This window comes from Bacillus sp. J33 (assembly GCF_000518885.1).
Classification (GTDB): domain Bacteria; phylum Bacillota; class Bacilli; order Bacillales; family Cytobacillaceae; genus Cytobacillus.
The window spans coordinates 116,294-136,843 of the sequence record NZ_JAEL01000004.1 but is presented as its reverse complement, the minus strand read 5'-3'; the positions used below and the strand labels follow the sequence as shown (position 1 = coordinate 136,843).

Genomic DNA, 20,550 nt, shown 5'->3' with positions numbered 1-20,550 from the left:
TATGGAGGGGAAATCTTGTTTTGGATCGCGATCGTCATTTATTGTTTTTTGGTCATAATTTCGTTCATCCTGGAGAAATGGCTGAAAAAGAAATTCAATCTTGCAAAGAAGCTTACATATACTAAAAGGTTTAATAGCCAGCAAACCCTGGTAGAGATCTTGATTCTCATCATTTTTATAATTGGTGCTTTTTTGGCAAGTATTACTGTTTACGATAGCGGCAGCTACCGCCCGCTAAACCCAATTCCTTATTATCTGTGGCTTGCCTTATTTATGCTTGTGTTTCTTGGTTACAGAGGTTATATGGTGAAGAAGTTTGCCAAGGAATCGAAGGAGTATATCATCTACTTTTCTTTTTCTCTGTGGAATCCAATTATGATCATTATTGCCTATCATACTACAAAGAGTTTTCTAAACTAATTATTAAGCTATTACGGATGCTTAGGGTTTGCCGCTATCAGCTTGACAGTCAAGAAAGGGGAGAGATGAATGAAGCAGCCAGCAGGTTTTGGCGTTAGGTTATTAGCAGATATAGGTGATTTTCTAATACTAAGTGTGCCATTTTCAACGGTGTTCTTCCTGGCCGGCGGGGATTATTCTTATCATTGGGCAATGGGATGGCGCTGGCAAGCTATTTACACTTTCTATTTAACATTGGTTCCGCTGGTGTGGAGCGGTTATATCATAGGAAAGCGCATGTTTAAGATAAAAGTAAAACGGATGGATCAACAAGATTTAACATTAAAAAATATGATTTTAAGGGAAGTTGTAGGGAAGTTCGTACTTGCGAATGTAACGATCGGCATATCCAGTTTAGTCAGTATGTTTATGATTATATTCAGAGAAGACAAAAGAGCTATTCATGATCTGATTGGCGGGACCTATGTCAGTAATGAGCGATAGGTGCATTCTATTAAATTTATTGAGAGTGTAAGGAGTTAGAGATGAGTAAAAATTTAATGCCTTTTTCAATTGGATTCTTAGGAGTATGTATTTTAATAGGTTCCTGGTTTATTTCACAATCGTTTCATGCAAAGTTAGATGAAAAAATACCATTCGAAGACACATATAGATATGAGCTGATATCAGTAAATGACAATAACATCATTCTATTTGATAAGCAGAGCGGCGTGTATTGGCAGAGGTATATAAGTGCAAATGAGGGACCAACTGACTGGGAGAAGCAATCGTCTCCGGTCTCAAAACAGTAAAATTACATATATTTTGAAGTTCATGAACTGCTGATATTTTTCTAGGATAAAGTACAGCTGAATTGCAGAATTAAAGTGACGAAGATGTCACATTATTCAGTTAAATGTTAGGTGAATCGCTGGCTGATTTCTCCCAGTCTTATTATGGTTAAAAGACCGAATGTTTGGCAAATAAGGGGGGAAAGCCATGTTAGAATGGGCACAAGAATCACCGGTGATGATTCAATATGGAGTTTTATTTTTACTTGCTGCAGCACCCTGGATGGATGTTTCGATCATTGTACCTCTTGGGATTCTGTGGGGGCTCCCGCCAGTTGGCGTTAGTTTGGCCGCATTTGTCGGCAACTTCCTGTTAATTTTCTTGCTTGGCCTTTTTTTCAAAGAAGTAGAAAAGTGGAGAAGAGCGAGAAAAATGAAGAAGGGCATAACGGGTCCAACTAAAAAAGAAAAACGTTCAAGAAAAATATGGGAAAAGTATGGGATTCCAGGATTAGCTTTATTGGCACCAATCTTTGTTGGAACGGATATTGCCGCAATATTGGCATTGACGTTTGGTGCCTCTAAAACACGTGTTGTTAAATGGATGACATTCAGCTTAGCAGGGTGGACAATTATTTTTGCGGTTGGCTCTGTTTATGGCTTTAGTTTTTTAAACCTTCTTTAAGTATTGCTTTCAGAAAAAATATTTCCATATAGGAGATCATGATTTATGACAAATCCGATAGCTAAATTATCTAAAATGATGCTGTTTCTCCTTTTGTTTTTTTCATTGTGTATTTATCCTGCTATTCCCCAAGTTTCCGCTGAGGTCCCTACAAAAGCACAAATTGAGAACTATATAGAGGCATATCTAAATGAATATAGAGTTCCAGGAGCATCAGTTGCCATTATTCATAATAATGAGCTTTTCTTTTCAAAGTCATGGGGTGTTACAGGAGAAACGAGGGAAAAGGTTACCAGTGAAACCCCTTTTACAATCGGGTCTATAAGCAAATCACTAACTGGTATTGGGGTTATGAAATTAATCGATAATGGGATCGTGGGCCTCGATGACCAGGTTCAAGACCATCTTCCCTGGTTTACGTTAAAAGATAAACAGGCGGCTTCCCAGATAACAATCAGGCATTTACTGGCGCAAACAAGCGGCCTTAGCACGTTCGATGGTCTGGTTTTATCGGATAAAGAGGCGACAGGCAGCGGTGCAATCAGGAATCAGGTCAGGTTACTGCATAACGCAGCATTAACTGCTAAGCCCGGTGAAAAGCATCAATACAGTAATGCCAATTACTTAATTCTTGGAGCCCTGATCGAAGAAGTTTCCAATCAGCCCTATGCCGAGTATATGGAACAGCACATTTTCGGGCCGATAGGAATGACCCATGCAGCTGCAGATAAGGAAACAGCATATAAGAGGGGATATTTAAGCGGCTATCAGTCATGGTTTGGGTTTCCTGTGAAAAGCTCTGTAGACTATGATAACGCTGGGGCGCCTTATGGATACATAACGGCCAGTACAACAGACTTGCTTCAATTTATTAAGTTATTAAACGGCAAGGGACTTAATCATTTAATTAGTGAAAAAACCCTGGACCTTTACATGACACCGCAAGTCCAAACAAGCGAGGACCGCTATTATGGGTTAGGCATACGTGTTTCTAATCCGGATTCATCAGAAAGATTGATCTGGCATTCAGGATCGACTCCTGATTCACATGCAGAACTGTTTTATTTGCCCGAATCTGGCTGGGGCGGCGTAATTCTTACAAATAAAAATAATACGCTGGAGGAAGAAGGACTTTATTATTTGAAACATGGCATCATTAATCTGTTAAACGGTGACGAAACGGTTGAAATACCTAACCTGGGCGTGACTATTCAATTCATAGTGCTGGGGGTCATCTTTCTGCTTATGGTTCTATCAATCTATTTATTCAATAGATTAAAGTCGAAAAAACCTCTTAGCAAAGGAATGGGGCTTATTTTAGGCATTCTTTTCATTATACTGTCTATTGGGATTGTCCCGCTCCTAATTTCTAGTGTTGGATCTCCATGGCATTCCATTAAGGTGTTTGCACCTGATATTGCCTTTTTGATGATTTTGACGGTAATCGCCATGGCATTGAATGGGCTGCTGGCAATGACATTGGCCTTTAAGAAGGCAAGGTAGCTTTAGTAAAATCAAATGCCTGTCCACATCAGCGAGACAGGCATTTTGAATCTATATTTAACTATTGTTAATAGATGAATTTGGTTTTCTGCCGTATAATTTCAGGACATTCGCTGTTTTCCAAATTCCAAAGCCCATTGCTGCTCCTATGAAGTTAAGAATAAAGTCATCTATATCAAGACTCCCGCGTCTGGTGATCACTTGTACGATTTCCACGCTAAGGATCATAACCGTAATAGCAATAGCAAAAGCAGGAAACTTGGTCAGCTTTCTTAAAAAGAAAGGCAGATAGAGTCCCATCGGCAAAAACGCGATTATATTGCCGGCAAGATTTTTGATAGGGATTATTAAATTCATACTTCCATTGGAAATGGCCATTATATAAGCATTAATGGTTTTAAAAGGCACAAAATTTGAGGAGCGCTTAATATATTCCAGTAACGGCATTTCGGCCCAATATCCCCTGGAAATAAAGAATAGTAAAACGACTAATGCAAATAAATAAAATAGAAAACTGACTCCAATTACTGTATTTAGTATTCTCTTCATTTTATTCCCCGCTTTAATGTAATCTTTGATCATAATAACATAATTTTTCCAGAAATCCTTTAGGGGATTTTTTAAATGCGGTGGAAACTATTAGGAAGTTAATAACGTAAATCTATTTTAACCGTTAGGATTTAAGGTGGGGATCTTTTGAAGAATTCAAGATGGTTTAGAATCATTATAGTGATTTTTATAACTATTGGGGCAGCAACAAATTATCAAGTCTTTGTCATCCCAAAACATTCACTTGAGCTGTATCAAGAAATGGCTTTTGCTGAGGAGTTTGAAGATGTACAGAAGCTGATGTTAGATGGATATGAGGAAAATTTCAAGGAAGAGGATTTCGAGTTTATAAAGAGATTGGATACATTACCGAATCGTATTAGTCAATTCACATTATTGGAGTATAACGAAAAGAGCTATATGATTATGACTTCTCCAGGTACNGAGAAGCTAAAGGTGCTTGCAGTTGAAGAATTGCCTATAGAGTTACGGGAGTATTTCAGGGAATGGGTCGATAGCTTATAAAGCTATTATAAATTTGTCTATGAAAAAGGATCTTTTTGTGCCAGCCCCTGACAACTGTCAGGAACTGGCTTTTTTAACTCTCATTATTGTTCCCCGCAGTATTGCTTAATTAGCCTAGCTGCCTTCGTTTGGCTAATTCCAAGGTCACTCGCCACTTTTCTGGACGATTTGTGAGTTTGATAGGATCGTCTTACCATAATCCGTTTAGTCTCATCCAGCGCTTTTTCAAGTGTAGCCGATCGAGATGGGTATGAATCCTGATCAACATTCTCCGTAATCATGTCAGGGAGATCTGATACGTGAATAATGGAATTGCTAATAATCACTAGCCGTTCAATTAAGTTCTCAAGCTGGCGTACATTTCCCGGCCAGGAATAGTGAGTCAGGACATTTAAGCACTCTTCAGAAATGACCTTATTCTCGTTATATTTTTGGTTAAATTTATTCAGAAAGTTGTATGTCAGGGGGATGATATCCTCTCTTCTTTCCCGCAGCGGCGGCAGGTGAAGATCGATTACATTTAAACGATAAAATAAATCCTCTCTAAATGATTTGTTTTTAATCATCGAGCTAAGATTTTGGTTGGTTGCCGCTATGATGCGAACATCCACTTTTTTCATTTCGCTGCTTCCTACAGGGATAAACTGTTTTTCCTGTATGAGCTGGAGCAGCTTAGCCTGTACGGAGAGCGGCATTTCACCGACTTCGTCCAGGAAGATGGTACCGCCATCTGCGGCTTCAATTAATCCTTGTTTTCCTAATTTATTGGCGCCGGTAAAGGCGCCTTTTGAGTAGCCAAACAGTTCGGATTCCAGCAATTCCTCTGGAATGGCAGCACAATTAATGGCCAGAAAGGGGCCATTTTTGCGGTTGCTGACTTTGTGAATATATTGGGAAAAGGCACCTTTTCCAGTTCCAGATTCCCCAAGAATAAGAATATTTGAATCTGTTGGTGCTACTTTTTTACAAAACTCCAATAGTCTTTTAATCTTCTCGCTGTTTGTTACAATACTAATCTCCTCTTCATCATCATGTTGAGTGGTTTTTGACTCAAGTTGATCTTCTCTTAAGTTCATCATTTTAATTTTTTGTACTTCCGTTGCTGTAATGACAACAAGTTCAATTTCGTTTTTGTTATTTAAAATTGGAATGGCAGTTGTCATCAGCTCTGCACCAATGTATGTTTGCTGTTTCATGTAGCAAGGTTCTTTCCTGCGATATACCTCCGGAACAATAGAAGGCTTCCAGTACCCCTTTTCAAAAAGTTCAACATTGTATTTTCCGATGACATCACTGGGCTTAAGTCCGTAATGCCGTTCGCACACCTTATTCACATATAGAATCCGCATTTCGCCATCTAAAACAAAGATCTCATCAGAGGAATAATCAAGAATATTCAATAAGGTATCCAGTGTCATTTCTACATTGCCTGCTGTATTTGGCATTTTCATTTGCAGACCCTCCTATGTAATCTCTGAGTCATTTTTGACTAATAAACGTTGCTGTTGAGTTGATTTTAACTCAATATTTATGTATTTTCAGTATATTTTAAATATTTTCATTGTCATTTAGGGGTTTAACAATATTGGCACAGTAATTGCATTAGAAAAAAGGTGTATAGAAATTCATAAAGGAGGTTCAGGAATGGGAAATCAACCTGATGCTTTCGATATCACCATTATTGGCGGAGGGCCTGTTGGCCTATTTACCGCTTTTTATGGGGGGATGCGCCAGGCCTCGGTGAAAATTATTGAAAGCCTTCCACAGCTGGGTGGACAATTATCAGCTCTTTATCCGGAGAAATATATTTATGACATAGCTGGCTATCCAAAGGTGAGAGCTCAAGAGCTGGTAGATAAATTACTGGAACAAATGAATCAATTTAAACCGGCGATTTGTTTGGGGGAATCGGTTAAACATATTGACCGCCTCTCTGATCAATCATTTGCGATCCGTACGAATAAGGCCACCCATTATACGAAGGCAGTGATTATTACAGCCGGGAATGGCGCTTTCCAGCCTCGTAAATTAAATATGGAGGGGGAAGAAAAATTTGAAAATAAAAATCTTCACTACTTTGTTCAAGATTTAAGCCAGTTTACTGGAAAAAAGGTGGTTATCTTTGGCGGCGGAGATTCAGCTGTTGACTGGGCCTTGATGCTGGAGCCTATTGCCGAAAAAGTGACTCTTATTCATAGGAGAAATAAGTTCCGGGCCCATGAGCATAGCGTTCACCGACTGAATAAATCAAAAGTGGAAGTGTTAACGCCATATATACCATATGAACTGATAGGGACAGACAAAATAGAGAAAGTGATTGTGAAAAATACAAGCGGCAGGGAGCCAATGGTTATCGAAGCAGATGACGTTCTAGTGAATTTTGGTTTTGTATCCTCATTAGGGCCGATTAAGGATTGGGGTTTGGAAATTGGAAAAAATGCTATCCTTGTAAACTCCAAAATGGAAACGAATATTCCCGGGATATATGCAGCGGGTGACATCTGCACCTATGAAGGCAAAGTAAAGCTTATTGCCAGCGGCTTTGGAGAGGCGCCAACGGCTGTCAGCAATGCCAAAGTATACATTGATCCTTCTTCAAAAGTACAGCCGCTTCATAGTACAAGCATTATGGCGGATAAGGATAAATCCAGCACAGCCATTTAACCCTTTGAAGCTAAACAAATAAAATCCATATAAAGGAGATATATCATGACTACTTACAATAAAGTGCAAAATGCATCCAACCGTACATTTGAAAGAACATTAACCTATGACAAATACACAGATCCTAAAGTATTTGAAAAAGAACTGGATTTAGTTTTTTCTAAATCCTGGCAGCTTGTTGGACATGTGAGCCAAGTTGAGAAGGCGGGTGATTTCTTTACAGCTGAGGTGGCTGGAGAGCCTATCATCGTAAATCGCGGTAAGGATGAAGTGGTGCGTGCATTTTACAATGTTTGCCCTCACCGGGCGACGAAGCTTGAAAAAAACGAAGCCGGAAATAAGAAAATTTTTCAATGTGCTTATCATGGCTGGACATTCAAGCTTGATGGCAAGCTGAATAAAGCGCCTAACTTCCGGGGGGAGGACGAAGCATGTGTAAAGGACGCGTGTCTTCGTTCTGTCCGGATGGAGATTTTGGAATCGCTGATTTTTGTAAATTTGGATGACAACGCAAAGCCGCTAAGCGAGTCATATGGAGATTTTTTTGAAAGATTAAGCAAAAATACTTTTTTAAGTGAACTAAAAAGAACCCATCAGAAAACACGGACCTTTAAATCAAACTGGAAAGCTTTTATGGATAACTATTTAGAGTGTGACCATTGCCATGTTGCACATCCAAGTTTTGTTGCAGCGCTTGATATGAATGATTATCAAATTATTACTTGTGAGAATTATTCCATACAAGGAACGATCGTAAAACCGGATAAAAAATATGGAACTGTTCATTTAAATGAGGCCGAAATGCAAGGCGGCCAATTCTACTGGCTATGGCCAAATCTCATGCTGACCATTTATCCGGGACCTGGCAATATGGCTACCATTCAAATCATCCCAGTAGATCATGAAACATCTATGGCAGTATACACCTATTATTTCCGTGATGAGAACTTGTCCCAGGAGGAAAAAGATTTAATGGCTTTTGCGGAACAGGTCCGCTCAGAGGATATTGAGCTGGTGGAATTGGAGCAGATTGGCTTCCGTTCACGTGCATTCAATAAAGGGAGATATTCATCTTCAGAGAAAGCAATTATTCAATTTCATGAAATGGTATTGGAGGCCCTAAATGAGTAAATTAACTGGAGTACAGCCAAATAAAAAACACTTAATGATTAATGGGGAAAAAGTAGAAACAGCGAAATATGCACCGCTATTCTCACCTTTTTCAGGGGAAGAAATTGCCCAAATTGCAATGGCGGATAAAGCACAGACTGAAAAGGCAATTGATGCTGCGTATGCCTCCCGATATCTGATGGCAAAAATGCCAGCTTATAAGAGAGCTGAAATTTTAGAAAAGGCTGCTTCACTTTTGATTGAAAAAGCAGATGAAGCTGCAGAAATCATTACACTCGAATCTTCTAAACCGATCATGTTCTCAAAAGCGGAAGTTGCCAGAACAATAGAAACGTATAAATTTTCAGCAGAGGAAGCAAAGCGCATTCATGGAGAAACAATTCCTTTTGACGCTGCATCTGGCGGTGTTGGCCGAAGTGGGTACACATTAAGAGAACCGATTGGCGTCATAGGAGCCATCACACCATTTAACTTTCCTATGAATCTCGTTGCCCACAAGGTGGGGCCGGCGATCGCCGCAGGGAATACAATCGTATTAAAGCCGGCTTCACAAACACCGCTCTCTGCATTGTTTATTGCAGAAATATTTGAAGAGGCAGGTCTTCCGCCTGGTGTGTTAAATGTTGTAACCGGGCCTGGAAGTATCGTAGGAGAAGAAATTGTCAGAAACGATCGGGTCAGCATGGTTACATTTACAGGCAGTCCGGAGGTTGGGATTGGGATCCGCAACAGGGCAGGTTTAAAGAAAACGACATTGGAACTGGGTTCTAATTCAGCACTTATCATAGATAAAGATACGGATATCGATAAGGTTATGGATCGCTGCATTATGGGGGCTTTTTCCAATCAGGGTCAGGTTTGTATTTCGCTCCAGCGAATCTATGCCCATGAAGATGTCTATGAAGAATTCACCCAAAAATTTGTTCAGGCAGCCAACCGGTTGAAAATTGGCGATCCATTTGAACCGGATACCTATATCTCATCTTTAATTTCAAAAGGAGAGGCTGATAGAGTTTTAGGCTGGATTGAGGAAACAAATAGCACCAAGGCGGACATTGCAGCTGGAGGAAAGCTGCAAAACGGTGTCCTTGAGCCGACTATTATTACCAATGCAGATCATGATTTAAAGGTATCGTGCCAGGAAGCTTTTGCACCCATTGTTGTTGTAAACAAATTCAGTTCCATTGAAGAAGCGGTTAAGCAGGTTAACCATTCACGATTCGGTCTGCAGGCCGGAATTTACACAAACAATGTGAAACACGCCCTGTATGCTTCACAGGAGCTGCACGTTGGGGGTGTCATTATAAATGATGTTCCAACCTACCGTGTTGACCAAATGCCATATGGCGGTGTAAAAGAAAGCGGGACCGGGCGTGAAGGCATCAAATATGCAGTAGAAGAAATGACCGAAATGAAATTAGTAGTTTGGAATCATAACTGAGGACGAAGGGTGATTTCTATGAAAAATTATAAGATTGCTGTAATAGCAGGAGACGGAATCGGTCCTGAGGTAATTGACGCGGGGATTAAAGTGTTGAATAAAGCGGCTGCTCATGATTCTGCTTTTCGCTTTGACTTCACTTATTTTCCATGGGGCTGTGAATATTATGCCAGGCATGGAAAAATGATGGATGACAATGGAATCGATGTATTAAGAGAGTTTGATGCTATCTATTTGGGGGCTGTCGGGTTTCCCGGCGTCCCTGATCATATATCATTATGGGATTTGCTCTTGAAAATCCGAAAAGAATTCGATCAATATGTTAATATCCGGCCAGTACAATTGCTAAAGGGAGCAAAAACCTCATTAATCGATGTAAATCGTGAGGACATCAATATGCTGTTTATCCGGGAAAATAGTGAAGGTGAATATTCTGGTGCTGGGGATTGGCTGTTTAAAGGGCAGCAGAATGAAGTTGTGCTGCAAAACAGTGTGTTTTCCCGAAAAGGAACCGAAAGAATTATCCGATATGCGTTTGAGATTGCCAAAAGAGAAGGAAAATCTCTCACAAGCATATCTAAAGCTAACGCATTAAATTATTCGATGGTTTTCTGGGATCAGATCTTTGAAGAAATAAGTGCTGAATACCCTGAAGTGGAGACTTACTCCTATCTTGTCGATGCGGCTGCCATGCTAATGGTTAAGGATCCAAAAAGGTTTGAAGTGGTTGTAACATCCAATTTATTTGGAGATATTTTAACAGATTTAGGAGCTGCTATTGCAGGCGGAATTGGACTTGCAGCAGGTGCCAACATTAATCCTGAAAGAAAATATCCGTCCATGTTTGAGCCCATACACGGCTCTGCCCCCGATATTGCAGGAAAAGGAATCGCTAATCCGCTGGCTGCCATTTGGTCTGCCAGCCAGATGCTGGATTTCTTCGGATATAGAGATTATGGAAAACATGTGCTTAGTGCCATTGAAGAGCTGCTGATAGAAGATAAAATTCTTACACCGGATATGGGCGGAACAGCTACTACAGGTGAAGTGGCAGATCGAATTATTGACATTATTGACACCCGCATGGCTGCAGGAAAAATAAATGTTTAAAAGTCAGCCGATATCATAGGAAGAAGAGATTCTTCCTATGGCATAGGTTGATTTTTGCCATATTTCTTTTATACTTATTTTTTATATAAAAGAAACGTTCTTTGAAATAAATGGAAACCGCTTACATTTAACATACAGAAAATTCTATAAATATACGAGGAGTGTTGATATGAACAGTAAAAAAACTGTATTTTTTTCCTCATTAGCAATAAGTTTGGTCTTGATCAGCATTGGGGTATTTGCTCCTAAGCAAATGGAAAGCTTCTCCGCTCATTCCCTGGAATTTATCTATAATAATTTAGGCTGGTTTATATTAGGCAGTGTCTTTTTCTTCTTTGCTTTCTGTATGTATATAGGACTTTCAAAGTTTGGCCAAATCAGGCTGGGTGAAGACCATGACCGTCCCGAATACAAAACAGCGACATGGGTAGGAATGCTGTTTAGTGCATCTATAGGCATAAGTTTGGTATTTTGGGGTGTAGCTGAGCCTGTTTCATACTATATTGATCCTCCTTTTGGAAAAGGTTCCTCAGAAGAATCTGCCAAGCTTGCGATGCAATTTGTGTACCTGCATTGGGGAGTCTCTGCTTGGGCATGTTATGCAGTAGTAGGCGTTTCCTTGGCCTTTTTCCAGTTCCGCAAAAAGCTCCCGGCATCCTTAAGTTCAGTTTTTTATCCTTTAATAGGCGACAAAATTAGAGGGGCTTTTGGCAAATTGATAGATGTTATGGTCATTCTATCCATTGTAATTGGAATAGCAACTTCGCTTGGTTTTGGTACACTCCAAGTAAATAGCGGATTGAATTACCTTTGGGGGATTCCAGTAAGTTTCTATACTCAAATGGCTATTATTCTTATTGTTAGTTTAATTTATGTGGGTTCAACTGTTTCGGGTCTCCATGGAGCTATGAAGAATCTGTCAAACCTGAATATGCTGCTCGCCTTTGCGTTATTAGCATTTATATTATTTCTTGGGCCAACTCAAGCCATATTAAAAATCTTTTTTCAAGGCATCGGTGATTATGCTCAAAATTTCATAGGTATGTCGTTTAGGACAGAGCCTTATAGTGAAGGCTCCTGGATTGCGAGCTGGACGTTATTTTATTTTGGCTGGTGGATTGCCTGGGCTCCGCTTGTAGGAAGCTTCGTAGCCAGAATTTCAAAGGGAAGAACGATAAAGGAGTTCATGATTGGAGCTATCTTCATTCCTGTTATAGGAGCATTCTTCTGGTTTGCCGTTATGGGCGGATCAGCCATTGACCTTATCCAAAACATGGGCGAAACAGCAATTGCCACTGCAGTTTCCACTGACGTCACCTCTGCTTTGTTTACGTTTTTTGAGTATTTTCCTATGAGTGTATTATTAAGTATTTTAGCAATGGTGCTTGTACTTGTTTTCTTTATTACTTCTGCAAATTCAGCTGTTTTTGTCTTAGGGATGATCAGTGAAAACGGAAATCCTAATCCATCCCACTCAACGAAAGTCATATGGGGCGTTGTGATTGCAGCCGTTTCAGCTGTATTAATTATAACTGGCGGGCTGTCTGGGCTACAATCGGCGTTAGTGGCAACTTCTATTCCACTAGCCATTTTAATGCTTGTTATGTGCTATTCTACTTATAAGGGTTTAAAGGATGAGTTGAAAGTCTTGAATGAAAGCAGAAATCAAAATGAGCCTATAGTTAATATAAGAAAAAAAGTGACTGCTAAAAAGGCGTAGTTTAGAGCTATGCAGGAAAATAAAGTGCCTGTCTCTCAGCGAATTTAAGGGACAGGCACTTTTATATGTTCTTTTAGGGCCTTTGTTTAACCGGCTCACCTGATAAAATTGGCGAAGGAATCTCGAGGCTCTTCTCTTTAAGTCTGCCAGGCCTGGTTTTAAGAATGGCAAATAAGAAGCAGCCTGCAATGACGATGGCGCTTCCTGCAGCTTGAGTCCAATTCATTTTTTCCCCTAAAAAGGCAAAGGCTAAAACAGCTGTGAAAATCGGATTGAAATTTAGGAAAAGCCCGGAAGTATTTGCTCCCAGTTTATTTACTCCGATATTCCAAAGCACCATACAAAGAACGGTTGAAATTAAGCCAGTATACAAAATGGATTGCACAAAAGGGGCATCTATATTCATTACTGTGAAATTTTTAATGCTAAAAGGAAGCAGTACGAGAAGGCCGAAAATGCCAGAGTAAAGGATCGACATCATCGGTGTGACAGCTGCCATCGCCCATTTGCTGCAGACTGAATAGAGTCCCCACATGCCAACAGCTGCCATCATATAGAGATCTCCTATATTAAACTGCCATGTAAATAGCAATTCCAGGTTTCCTTTTGAAAGGACGAGCAAAACGCCAAATAGTGAGACGAACATGGAAAAGAACTGAAGTGAATTCATTTTTTCCTTTAGGAATAAGAAGGAGAATGCAGCAATCGAAAACATGTTTAATGTCGAGATCAAGCCCACATTGGTAGCCGATGTTTTTTCCAAGGCCATGAATTGTAATGCCTGAAATAAGGCCACCCCTGTAACTCCCATCAAAAACAAAGGCAGGATGGATTCTTTTGGAGGAATCAGCTTTTTTTCTTTCCGCCAAACAAGAGGAACCAGGCAAATAATTGCAATCGCCCACCTTAAGATGGTCAAAGTGATAGGGGAGGCATGATCCACAAGCGTTTTTCCAACAATAAAATTTCCGCCCCAAAGAAAGCTGGTTAAAAGCATTAACAGATAATATTTCACGTCATTTAGCCCCTTTTCCTTTTAAATCAAGAAATAAAGAGCCATTGTGCACAATGACATTATTTATATGAATTATTTTAACATTTTCCTTAATTAACAAAAGAACATTTTGTATAATTATATTAATTCAAAATAAATGAAAGTATTATAGATTTTAAGTTTAAAAAATTCATTTTCGGAATATCTTTTTGCGGATTTTTGGAATAATTGAAAAGGGTGATGAACCGTGGAATCAATTGTAAGCAAGGTTTTGGATAATGTGGATATTAAAATTTTGGATTTGCTTCAAAAGGATGCACAGCTAAGCAATCTGGAGCTTTCAAAACGGGTCAATTTATCGGCGCCAGCGGTACATGCCAGAATCAAGCGGTTAGAGACAGAAGGATATATCAAAAAGCAGGTAGCCATTTTAAACCATGAAAAACTGGGTTTTGATTTACTTTGCTTTGTTTTTATAAGCACCAACATGCACTTGGCGGAAAAACTGGAATCTCTTGAACAAACATTGGAATCGATGAAGGAAGTCTTGGAGTGCCATTGTTTAACAGGGGAGTATGATTATCTGTTAAAAGTGGCCTGCAAGGATCGCAAGGGGCTGGAGCTGTTTATCAGAAGGCTGAATGAATTGGGGATTACCAAAATACAAACAAGTTTGGCTTTGCGGGAGATTAAGGATTCGACGGTGCTGCCGATACTTGGGAAGTAAAGGGACTTCAGAGGAAATTCATCTTGCTGCATTTCTTTTGAAAATAAGAGTCAAAGAAAGAGCCTAGAAATTTCTAAGCTCAAGGATAATAGGGGGTCAACTAGTGATAGTTCGACCAATTTAATTTTACTCTATTCTGAATATTATTTCAACCGACTAAAGTATAAACGCATAAAAGTGATAGTGTGCTGAAAGATGTTGCGCTTACAGGAACTTTTCCTATATTCCGAGAGTTTAGTTTTATAAACAACTGGAGGACAAATAGGAGCGGCCTCTCTATGTTCTATTTAAACCTGTTATTTTTATCGTGCATAACTCTTATAGTCTAATTGGTGGTATAATATGTAAAAAAGATTTAACGCGATTGATTCCATTGATCAAGAGACTTTCAGCAGAAATTGACCATTGTTAAACGTCTATTGGCGGAAATGTAAATACTTTTAGGCAGGGAGGTGCCAGCGTGAACATTTCTAATAAGCTCCTTGATTACAAAATTGTCTATGATGATCGAAGAGAAGTGAACTCAGGGAAATATGAACATAAGCGAATCATTATCGAGGAAGTTAAAAATAAATTTAAAGCTGAAGTAGAAAGCAGAACAGGCGAGGAAGTCATCGTGGTATACGATTGGCGCAAGACCCATAGCGGGATGGAGATTTTGTTGTATGCGTTTGAAGGGGGAAGGCCTTGATCACCTTCTGAAATCAACCTGCTAGTATGTTAAAATGTGGATAGAATTAGCAGGAGGTCTTAAGATGGTTTTCTTTTTTCAGTTGTTTTGGATTTTATTCGCTATCGTTTGCCTACTCTTTCTTCTATTTCTTACATACAGACAAAACGAAATGAAAAAGGAGCAGGAATACTTAATAAAGCTGAATCATGAAATACTAGGTAAGTTAAAGAGCAGGGGAGAGAAAGTTTAAATTTAGGGTGCTCAAGCTGGATTTAATGCCGGCGATATAATTTTTCAATTAATCACGTGTGGAATTCTCCTTTACATCCCATCTGCTATCATTATTTCGTTCTTTATTTTTAAAAGAAGAAATGACAGATTAAAGTGTGTAGAAGACAAGCTGGATCCATTGCTCACGGATAAAAATCGAGATTAGGGTGTCTGAAGAAAGGCTGCAGGGAAAATCTGCAGCCTTTTTTTTGTTCACCGAATGTTCACAGTTACTGGGGATTTTTTATTTCGCCATGTCCGATTGGACGTCTCATTTCTATTATATGTATGAAGGGACTGACGCAATGGAAGGTTGCGAAAAGAACATCGCAATTTTTTCGAACGGTCCAAGATTATTTTTTTAAAAGGGTGAGGGATTAAGATGAGCAATCTGCTAATTAATGAAAATCCGGTTTTGATTCTTCCGTCATTGGCGGAAAAGCTGGGACTGAATGAGGCGGTGCTGCTTCAGCAGATCCATTTTTGGCTGAAGATGAGCAGAAATAAAAAGGAAGGGCGCACGTGGGTTTACAATACATATAAAGATTGGCAGAGTCAGATGCCATTTTGGTCGAATGCGACGATCGGACGGACGATTCGTTCGCTGGAGGAAAAAGGGCTGCTGATCTCGGGGAATTTTAATGCGAGTAAAATGGATAAGACGAAATGGTACACGATTGATTATCAGAAGCTGGAAGAATTGGATGTATCCTTTGGTGCCTGTGGAATGGAACATCGAGTTCATCAGGATGCTGGATCGAACATAACAGATTGCGATATGGAGGATGACAGCATGCTGCAAGCAATACCAGAGACTACTACAGAGACTACTGCAGAGAAAAAAGATATTCCTTATGCTGCGGTTGTTGAATACCTGAACAGCAAAACCCATTCCGCCTACCGGACAGGCTCCAAGAAAACGAAGAATCTGATTCGGGCCAGGTGGCGGGAAGGCTTTACGCTGGATGATTTTAAAAAGGTGATTGACCTGAAGGCAGCAGAATGGCTGGAAGATCCGTACTGGAGCAAGTTCCTCAGGCCGGAGACGCTGTTTGGCACCCGGTTTGAGTCGTATTTGAACCAAAAGCCAAGGGGGAGAAAGCTGAGGGAGGAGGATTTTAACCTTGATGACTAAGCGGGAGACGTATACGCTGCTGGCATTGATTGCGGTTTATTACGAGCAGTTTGAGGTAAATCAGCAAAAAATCGATTCCTGGCATGAGGTGCTGAAAAGCCATGGGATTGAGGAACTGCGGAGGAACTTGCTGCGGCATGTCGAGGAATCTCCATATCCCCCTAAAATTTCGGATTTGGTGCGAAAAACTGCAGCTGTATCCAGGGCCATTCCCGATTGCCGGGACACGGTGTCTATTGTGCCTTCTGCCTGGAAACCTGCGAGTGAGGCCGTTGTGCAGGCTGAACTGGCAAAAATGCGCGAGATTCTCGGGATTCGGAGGAGTCAATCCTGATGAACGGATATGAGCTTTACAGCCAGGAAGCGGAAGAGGCAGTAGTAGGGGCGCTATTTTTAGAGGATGGGCTGGTAAAAGATTGTACGGTAAGGCCTGAACATTTTTATTTAGTCAGATTGAAGCGGCTAATGCTCCTGATTCGCCAGCTTGATGCAAAAGGCAAGCCGGTGGATATCATTTCGGTTATGGAGGAAGCGGGCCAGCAAAACCTGGAGAGCATTGGCGGAATCAGCTATATTACGCAGCTGGCAGGGAGTGTGCCGTCTGTCGCGAATTATAAATTTTACGAGGATACGGTTCTTGCATATTACCAAAAGCGCAAGGCTGTTGAGATAGCAGGGCAGATTCAGGAGAATGCCAAAACAGGCGATATTTCAGTGACCTTAAGGGATGGCATTCAGAATCTCATGATGATTGAGGATCATATTGGCGATGAAAACCTGGGGGAAGTCATGCCGGGACTGGTAGAGCTATACGAGGAGTCGGAAAAGGATCTTGGCGAAATGACGGGGATTCCTTCTGGTTTTGCGAAGCTGGACAAGCTGACTGGAGGATTCCAGGAGTCTGATCTGATCATTGTCGGCGCTCGCCCCAGCGTTGGGAAAACGGCGTTTGCGCTCAATATGGCGTTGAATGCTGCCGGTCAGGATATCGCCCTTATCTTTTCCTTGGAGATGTCAAGAAAGCAGCTGTTGAAAAGGATGATCAGCTGTAAAGGGGAAATTAATTCGATTAAGATGCGGAATCCCAAACGATATTTTAACCCGGATGACTGGAATCATTATACCGGTGTCATTGGTGAACTTGGAAAGGCGGGACTCCATATCTTTGACCAGGCCGGAATGGATATCCAGTACATTTGGTCAAAGGTTCGGAAGGCGAGGAGAAAGTATGGAGATGATAAAAGGATTTTGGTGGTGATCGATTATTTGCAGCTGATCGTCGGGGATAGCCGGCACCAGAACCGTCAGGCAGAAATCAGCGAAATCAGCCGGAAGCTGAAGACGATGGCGAGGGATTTGAATGTGGCGGTCATTGCTCTGTCCCAGCTGAGCCGTGGGGTGGAAAGCCGCCAGGATAAGCGTCCGATGCTTTCGGATTTGAGGGAGAGCGGTCAGATCGAGCAGGACGCGGATGTCATCGCATTCCTATACCGGGATGATTATTATGACAAAGATTCGGATAAGCAGGATACGATTGACATCATCCTCGCCAAGCAGAGGAACGGCCCAATCGGCACAGTGAGGCTGGCTTTTATGAAAGAAATCGGGAAGTTTGGGGATTTGCCAGCGGCAGGAAGAAAGATTGTCTAGAAATAGAAAAAGGGGTTTTCGATAAAGGGGAAGAATGACTATAGCGGGGAGGAGAATGAAATGAAGATAGTCGAAATACATAAGCACCCAAATTTATTCGAGAAAGCGGTTCAAGTGTATTGGGAACAGTGGGGGAACGATTCTAACTATCCATTCTACCATGATTGTATGATCCATTCCGGTACATCGGCCGATGGAATCCCATTATTTTATGCAGCAATCGAGAATGAAAGAATCATAGGCACTTATGCTTTGATCAGGAATGATCTAAATAGCCGCCAGGATTTATACCCCTGGCTCGCCTGTGTATATGTCAATGAGGAATACAGGGGAAGAAAGCTGGGATCCGTACTGCTGGATCATGCCTTGAGTGAAGCAGCAAAACTGGGATTTGAAAAACTCTATCTCACTACTGATCTGGAAGGATATTATGAAAAATACGGCTGGACGCATAGTGGCGAAGTATACGGTGCTTTTGGCGGCTCAATAAAGCTTTATGAAAAATCCTCAGAGTCAGTTAAAGAAATTGATAGAGGGATGAGGTGAAAGGATGGATTCAGCATTAAAGAATCACTTGCAAAAATTGGAGGAAAGCCACATTTGTTTGGAAAATCGCAAAAGCAGGGAAGCAATGGATCAGATCCTTGCGGATGATTTCTTTGAAATCGGCAGTTCAGGGTATATGTTTACGAAAAAAGAATGCCTTGAAAGCGGGGTAGGTTTAACGGAAATGACATTACATAATTTTGAAATTCACCCGCTTGCACCGGATGTTGTTCTATCGACCTATTATATTAAAGATAAAACCAGAAACCGCAACACACTTCGCAGCTCCATTTGGAAAAGGATTGATGGCCGGTGGCAGTTATTTTTCCATCAAGGGACAATGACTAAGCTTGAATTAGAGGATTTGAAGTAAAAACGCTTAGAGAGAGGCGCCTCTCTAAGCGTTCTGTATGGTGCAGCTAATACCTTTTCCCATAAAAAGTTCCGGTTACTTCCTGTTCCTGCAGGGAAAGGAGCTGTGAAACAGTAATGAATTCGTAGCCCTCTTTTTTTAGCGACTTTAGCAATTCGGGCAGTGCTTCAGCAGTAGGCATGTGAATATCATGCATAAGGACAATCGAGCCTGGTACTGCATTATTCATGACCACCTTATGAATGGATGAAGCGTTTCGGCTCTTCCAGTCGAGTGAATCGACGGACCAGAGGATCAGCGGTGTCCCTGTTGCCTCTGCGATTTTTTTAACGTCTTCATTCATAGCTCCATAAGGAGGACGGACAGTAGAAGGCAGCTGGCCGCTAGCTTCTTTGATTTTTGCACTCGCTTCTTCAATCTCTTTCCGGATTTGTTTTTCACGAAGAGAAGACAAGTCCGCATGGCTATCGCTATGGTTTCCGATCTCATGTCCTTCTTCAGCGACTCTGCTTGCGACCGTCGGGTAAAATTGTGCCTGGCTGCCCAGCATATAAAATGTTGCTTTTGCTTTGTGTTCTTTTAAGATATCCAGGATCAGCGGTGTGACTTTGGGACTTGGTCCATCATCAAAGGTAAGGGCGATGTATTTGCCATTAGGGTCCAGTGGAGTTTTCTCCGGCACTGCTTTCTCTGGTTCTGGCAGGGAATTCGTCGGCAGTTTCAAATGCTTGGCGATTCCTTCCTTTAAAAAGGGGCGGATCTGTTCAACCGGAATTTTAACCTGAACGGGTCCGGCAGCACCAGCAGCGATTTCATACTCATTAAAGTAAAGAGTGAAATTCTTCTGGCTTAATGCCCATCTCCAGCCGGAAGGGTTTGACAATGCTTCATCCAGCAGATCGTCCATTACATAATTCTGGATGTCTTTGTCCTGGCTGATTTGTTTTTTTATGATGGACGTCATGCTGCCCATTGATTCCTCATCTAAATGGAGGACTTCCTCAAGCTGCACAATCTTCTGATTGGCCATATCAATGGTAAACGTTTGAACCGCTGTTTGCCCATTTGCGCCGCCTGTGATTTGGTAAGCTTCAAAAACAAGTGTGTACATCATTTCGGAAGCCTTTTTTGGATTTACCTGTATATTAAGATGAGCACGCAAATCCTCACTGGCCAGGATTTGCTTGTTGCTCTTTACATTGGCAAGGAAATCTCTTTCCTGTGCTTTAATCCATTCCTTAATCGGTTTATTCAAACTCTCGTTCTCCGTTATCGGAGTGCTAATGGCAAAAGTATACAATTCTGTTTCCTTTGTACGGGTTTCAAGGTTTAATCCGGGGAATGCTTTTGAGGAGGTTGTTTCGATGTTGGAAACAGCCTTCAGACTATTATCAGCAAACGAGCTGATGAACAAATAAATACCAAAGATGAAGAAGCATAACAACAATGAAGGCCATTTTAACCGCTTAAGCAATGCAATTCTTTCCTTTCCTATTTAAAAAATAATAGTAATCTCCAAAGATATAATTATAGCAGGTAAGAGTAGGAAAGGCATAGGAGTTCATGGAAAAAAGTTTCTTTTTAGTAGAAGATTTCACCATTTACATTTCCGAGAATATAGTTTAGAATAACACTTTATTCCGACTAAAAAGATAAGAAAAGGA

21 protein-coding genes are annotated in these 20,550 nt (G+C 40.8%); 17 read left to right on the top strand and 4 right to left on the bottom strand.

The genetic code is table 11. From position 1 onward, the window contains the following. Nucleotides 1–15 precede the first annotated feature (15 nt). From L634_RS0101600 to L634_RS0101580, 5 genes are all read left to right on the top strand, one after another. The gene (locus L634_RS0101600) at nt 16–420 is read left to right on the top strand and encodes a DUF4181 domain-containing protein (RefSeq protein ID WP_026580932.1); all 405 of its coding nucleotides are present in this window, start codon (nt 16–18) and stop codon (nt 418–420) included. Between the two features lie 69 nt (nt 421–489). Beyond that, the gene (locus L634_RS0101595; RefSeq protein ID WP_026580931.1) at nt 490–903 is read left to right on the top strand and encodes an RDD family protein; all 414 of its coding nucleotides are present in this window, start codon (nt 490–492) and stop codon (nt 901–903) included. A 41-nt stretch (nt 904–944) separates the two neighbouring features. After that, a complete protein-coding gene (locus L634_RS0101590) occupies nt 945–1,211 on the top strand; it encodes a hypothetical protein (protein ID WP_034261710.1) in 267 nt (88 codons plus the stop codon). 187 nt (nt 1,212–1,398) lie between these two features. Beyond that, nucleotides 1,399–1,875, top strand: a complete 477-nt coding sequence (locus L634_RS0101585) for a small multi-drug export protein (protein ID WP_026580929.1) — start codon at nt 1,399–1,401, stop codon at nt 1,873–1,875. A 45-nt stretch (nt 1,876–1,920) separates the two neighbouring features. Continuing rightward, the gene (locus L634_RS0101580; RefSeq protein WP_051428144.1) at nt 1,921–3,378 is read left to right on the top strand and encodes a serine hydrolase domain-containing protein; all 1,458 of its coding nucleotides are present in this window, start codon (nt 1,921–1,923) and stop codon (nt 3,376–3,378) included. A gap of 57 nt (nt 3,379–3,435) precedes the next feature. On the opposite strand, the gene L634_RS30385 is transcribed toward L634_RS0101580, so the two are convergent. After that, the gene (locus tag L634_RS30385; protein WP_034261706.1) at nt 3,436–3,927 is read right to left on the bottom strand and encodes a VanZ family protein; all 492 of its coding nucleotides are present in this window, start codon (nt 3,925–3,927) and stop codon (nt 3,436–3,438) included. Between the two features lie 608 nt (nt 3,928–4,535). Further along, nucleotides 4,536–5,903: a sigma-54 interaction domain-containing protein gene (locus tag L634_RS0101565; protein ID WP_026580926.1), complete on the bottom strand. Its 1,368-nt coding sequence runs from the start codon at nt 5,901–5,903 to the stop codon at nt 4,536–4,538. A gap of 193 nt (nt 5,904–6,096) precedes the next feature. Between L634_RS0101565 and L634_RS0101560 the strand changes: the two genes are divergently transcribed. The 5 genes from L634_RS0101560 (at nt 6,097) to L634_RS0101540 (ending at nt 12,518) form a co-directional block, all read left to right on the top strand. After that, complete coding sequence (locus L634_RS0101560; protein ID WP_026580925.1) at nt 6,097–7,116, top strand: NAD(P)/FAD-dependent oxidoreductase; 1,020 nt, start codon at nt 6,097–6,099, stop codon at nt 7,114–7,116. Nucleotides 7,117–7,161: 45 nt separating this feature from the next. Next, nucleotides 7,162–8,247, top strand: coding sequence for an aromatic ring-hydroxylating oxygenase subunit alpha (locus L634_RS0101555; protein WP_051428142.1), 1,086 nt, complete (start codon nt 7,162–7,164; stop codon nt 8,245–8,247). Further along, nucleotides 8,240–9,688 carry an aldehyde dehydrogenase family protein gene (locus L634_RS0101550; protein WP_026580923.1) on the top strand — a complete coding sequence of 483 codons (1,449 nt, stop codon included), beginning with the start codon at nt 8,240–8,242 and terminating at the stop codon, nt 9,686–9,688. The genes L634_RS0101555 and L634_RS0101550 overlap by 8 nt, the downstream gene beginning before the upstream one ends. Nucleotides 9,689–9,706: 18 nt before the next feature. Next, nucleotides 9,707–10,798 (top strand): tartrate dehydrogenase, encoded by a 1,092-nt coding sequence (locus tag L634_RS0101545; RefSeq protein ID WP_026580922.1) that lies wholly within the window; start codon nt 9,707–9,709, stop codon nt 10,796–10,798. A 169-nt stretch (nt 10,799–10,967) separates the two neighbouring features. Further along, nucleotides 10,968–12,518, top strand: coding sequence for a BCCT family transporter (locus tag L634_RS0101540; protein WP_026580921.1), 1,551 nt, complete (start codon nt 10,968–10,970; stop codon nt 12,516–12,518). Nucleotides 12,519–12,591: 73 nt separating this feature from the next. On the opposite strand, the gene L634_RS0101535 is transcribed toward L634_RS0101540, so the two are convergent. After that, on the bottom strand, nt 12,592–13,515 hold the full coding sequence (locus L634_RS0101535; RefSeq protein WP_034261723.1) for a DMT family transporter: 924 nt from the start codon (nt 13,513–13,515) through the stop codon (nt 12,592–12,594). Nucleotides 13,516–13,759: 244 nt separating this feature from the next. On the opposite strand from L634_RS0101535, the gene L634_RS0101530 reads away from it, so the two are divergent. From L634_RS0101530 to L634_RS0101495, 7 genes are all read left to right on the top strand, one after another. Beyond that, nucleotides 13,760–14,239 carry an Lrp/AsnC family transcriptional regulator gene (locus tag L634_RS0101530; RefSeq protein WP_026580919.1) on the top strand — a complete coding sequence of 160 codons (480 nt, stop codon included), beginning with the start codon at nt 13,760–13,762 and terminating at the stop codon, nt 14,237–14,239. A gap of 460 nt (nt 14,240–14,699) precedes the next feature. Beyond that, on the top strand, nt 14,700–14,930 hold the full coding sequence (locus L634_RS0101525; protein ID WP_026580918.1) for a hypothetical protein: 231 nt from the start codon (nt 14,700–14,702) through the stop codon (nt 14,928–14,930). Between the two features lie 634 nt (nt 14,931–15,564). Beyond that, nucleotides 15,565–16,317, top strand: a complete 753-nt coding sequence (locus tag L634_RS0101515) for a conserved phage C-terminal domain-containing protein (protein ID WP_026580917.1) — start codon at nt 15,565–15,567, stop codon at nt 16,315–16,317. Then, on the top strand, nt 16,310–16,651 hold the full coding sequence (locus L634_RS0101510) for a hypothetical protein (protein ID WP_034261702.1): 342 nt from the start codon (nt 16,310–16,312) through the stop codon (nt 16,649–16,651). Before L634_RS0101515 ends, L634_RS0101510 begins: the two co-directional genes overlap by 8 nt. After that, complete coding sequence (gene dnaB, locus L634_RS0101505) at nt 16,651–17,967, top strand: replicative DNA helicase (RefSeq protein ID WP_026580915.1); 1,317 nt, start codon at nt 16,651–16,653, stop codon at nt 17,965–17,967. Before L634_RS0101510 ends, dnaB begins: the two co-directional genes overlap by 1 nt. A gap of 60 nt (nt 17,968–18,027) precedes the next feature. Further along, entirely contained in the window at nt 18,028–18,513 is a 486-nt protein-coding gene (locus L634_RS0101500; protein WP_026580914.1) for a GNAT family N-acetyltransferase, read from the top strand. Nucleotides 18,514–18,517: 4 nt separating this feature from the next. Further along, a complete protein-coding gene (locus tag L634_RS0101495) occupies nt 18,518–18,886 on the top strand; it encodes a nuclear transport factor 2 family protein (RefSeq protein WP_026580913.1) in 369 nt (122 codons plus the stop codon). 46 nt (nt 18,887–18,932) lie between these two features. Here L634_RS0101495 and L634_RS0101490 read toward each other — a convergent pair whose 3' ends face one another. Then, on the bottom strand, nt 18,933–20,360 hold the full coding sequence (locus L634_RS0101490; RefSeq protein WP_026580912.1) for a polysaccharide deacetylase family protein: 1,428 nt from the start codon (nt 20,358–20,360) through the stop codon (nt 18,933–18,935). Nucleotides 20,361–20,550: the final 190 nt, after the last annotated feature.

Excerpts from the sequence above, each read along its gene's own strand:
- L634_RS0101495 (WP_026580913.1), top strand. The coding sequence starts at position 18,518 with ATGGATTCAGCATTAAAGAATCACTTGCAAAAATTGGAGGAAAGCCAC.
- L634_RS0101510 (WP_034261702.1), top strand. The coding sequence starts at position 16,310 with ATGACTAAGCGGGAGACGTATACGCTGCTGGCATTGATTGCGGTTTAT.
- L634_RS0101595 (WP_026580931.1), top strand. The coding sequence starts at position 490 with ATGAAGCAGCCAGCAGGTTTTGGCGTTAGGTTATTAGCAGATATAGGT.
- L634_RS0101555 (WP_051428142.1), top strand. The coding sequence starts at position 7,162 with ATGACTACTTACAATAAAGTGCAAAATGCATCCAACCGTACATTTGAA.
- L634_RS0101580 (WP_051428144.1), top strand. The coding sequence starts at position 1,921 with ATGACAAATCCGATAGCTAAATTATCTAAAATGATGCTGTTTCTCCTT.
- L634_RS0101590 (WP_034261710.1), top strand. The coding sequence starts at position 945 with ATGAGTAAAAATTTAATGCCTTTTTCAATTGGATTCTTAGGAGTATGT.
- L634_RS0101540 (WP_026580921.1), top strand. The coding sequence starts at position 10,968 with ATGAACAGTAAAAAAACTGTATTTTTTTCCTCATTAGCAATAAGTTTG.
- L634_RS0101560 (WP_026580925.1), top strand. The coding sequence starts at position 6,097 with ATGGGAAATCAACCTGATGCTTTCGATATCACCATTATTGGCGGAGGG.
- L634_RS0101515 (WP_026580917.1), top strand. The coding sequence starts at position 15,565 with ATGAGCAATCTGCTAATTAATGAAAATCCGGTTTTGATTCTTCCGTCA.
- L634_RS0101550 (WP_026580923.1), top strand. The coding sequence starts at position 8,240 with ATGAGTAAATTAACTGGAGTACAGCCAAATAAAAAACACTTAATGATT.
- L634_RS0101545 (WP_026580922.1), top strand. The coding sequence starts at position 9,707 with ATGAAAAATTATAAGATTGCTGTAATAGCAGGAGACGGAATCGGTCCT.
- dnaB (WP_026580915.1), top strand. The coding sequence starts at position 16,651 with ATGAACGGATATGAGCTTTACAGCCAGGAAGCGGAAGAGGCAGTAGTA.
- L634_RS0101585 (WP_026580929.1), top strand. The coding sequence starts at position 1,399 with ATGTTAGAATGGGCACAAGAATCACCGGTGATGATTCAATATGGAGTT.
- L634_RS0101565 (WP_026580926.1), bottom strand. The coding sequence starts at position 5,903 with ATGAAAATGCCAAATACAGCAGGCAATGTAGAAATGACACTGGATACC.
- L634_RS0101535 (WP_034261723.1), bottom strand. The coding sequence starts at position 13,515 with ATGCTTTTAACCAGCTTTCTTTGGGGCGGAAATTTTATTGTTGGAAAA.
- L634_RS30385 (WP_034261706.1), bottom strand. The coding sequence starts at position 3,927 with ATGAAGAGAATACTAAATACAGTAATTGGAGTCAGTTTTCTATTTTAT.
- L634_RS0101500 (WP_026580914.1), top strand. The coding sequence starts at position 18,028 with ATGAAGATAGTCGAAATACATAAGCACCCAAATTTATTCGAGAAAGCG.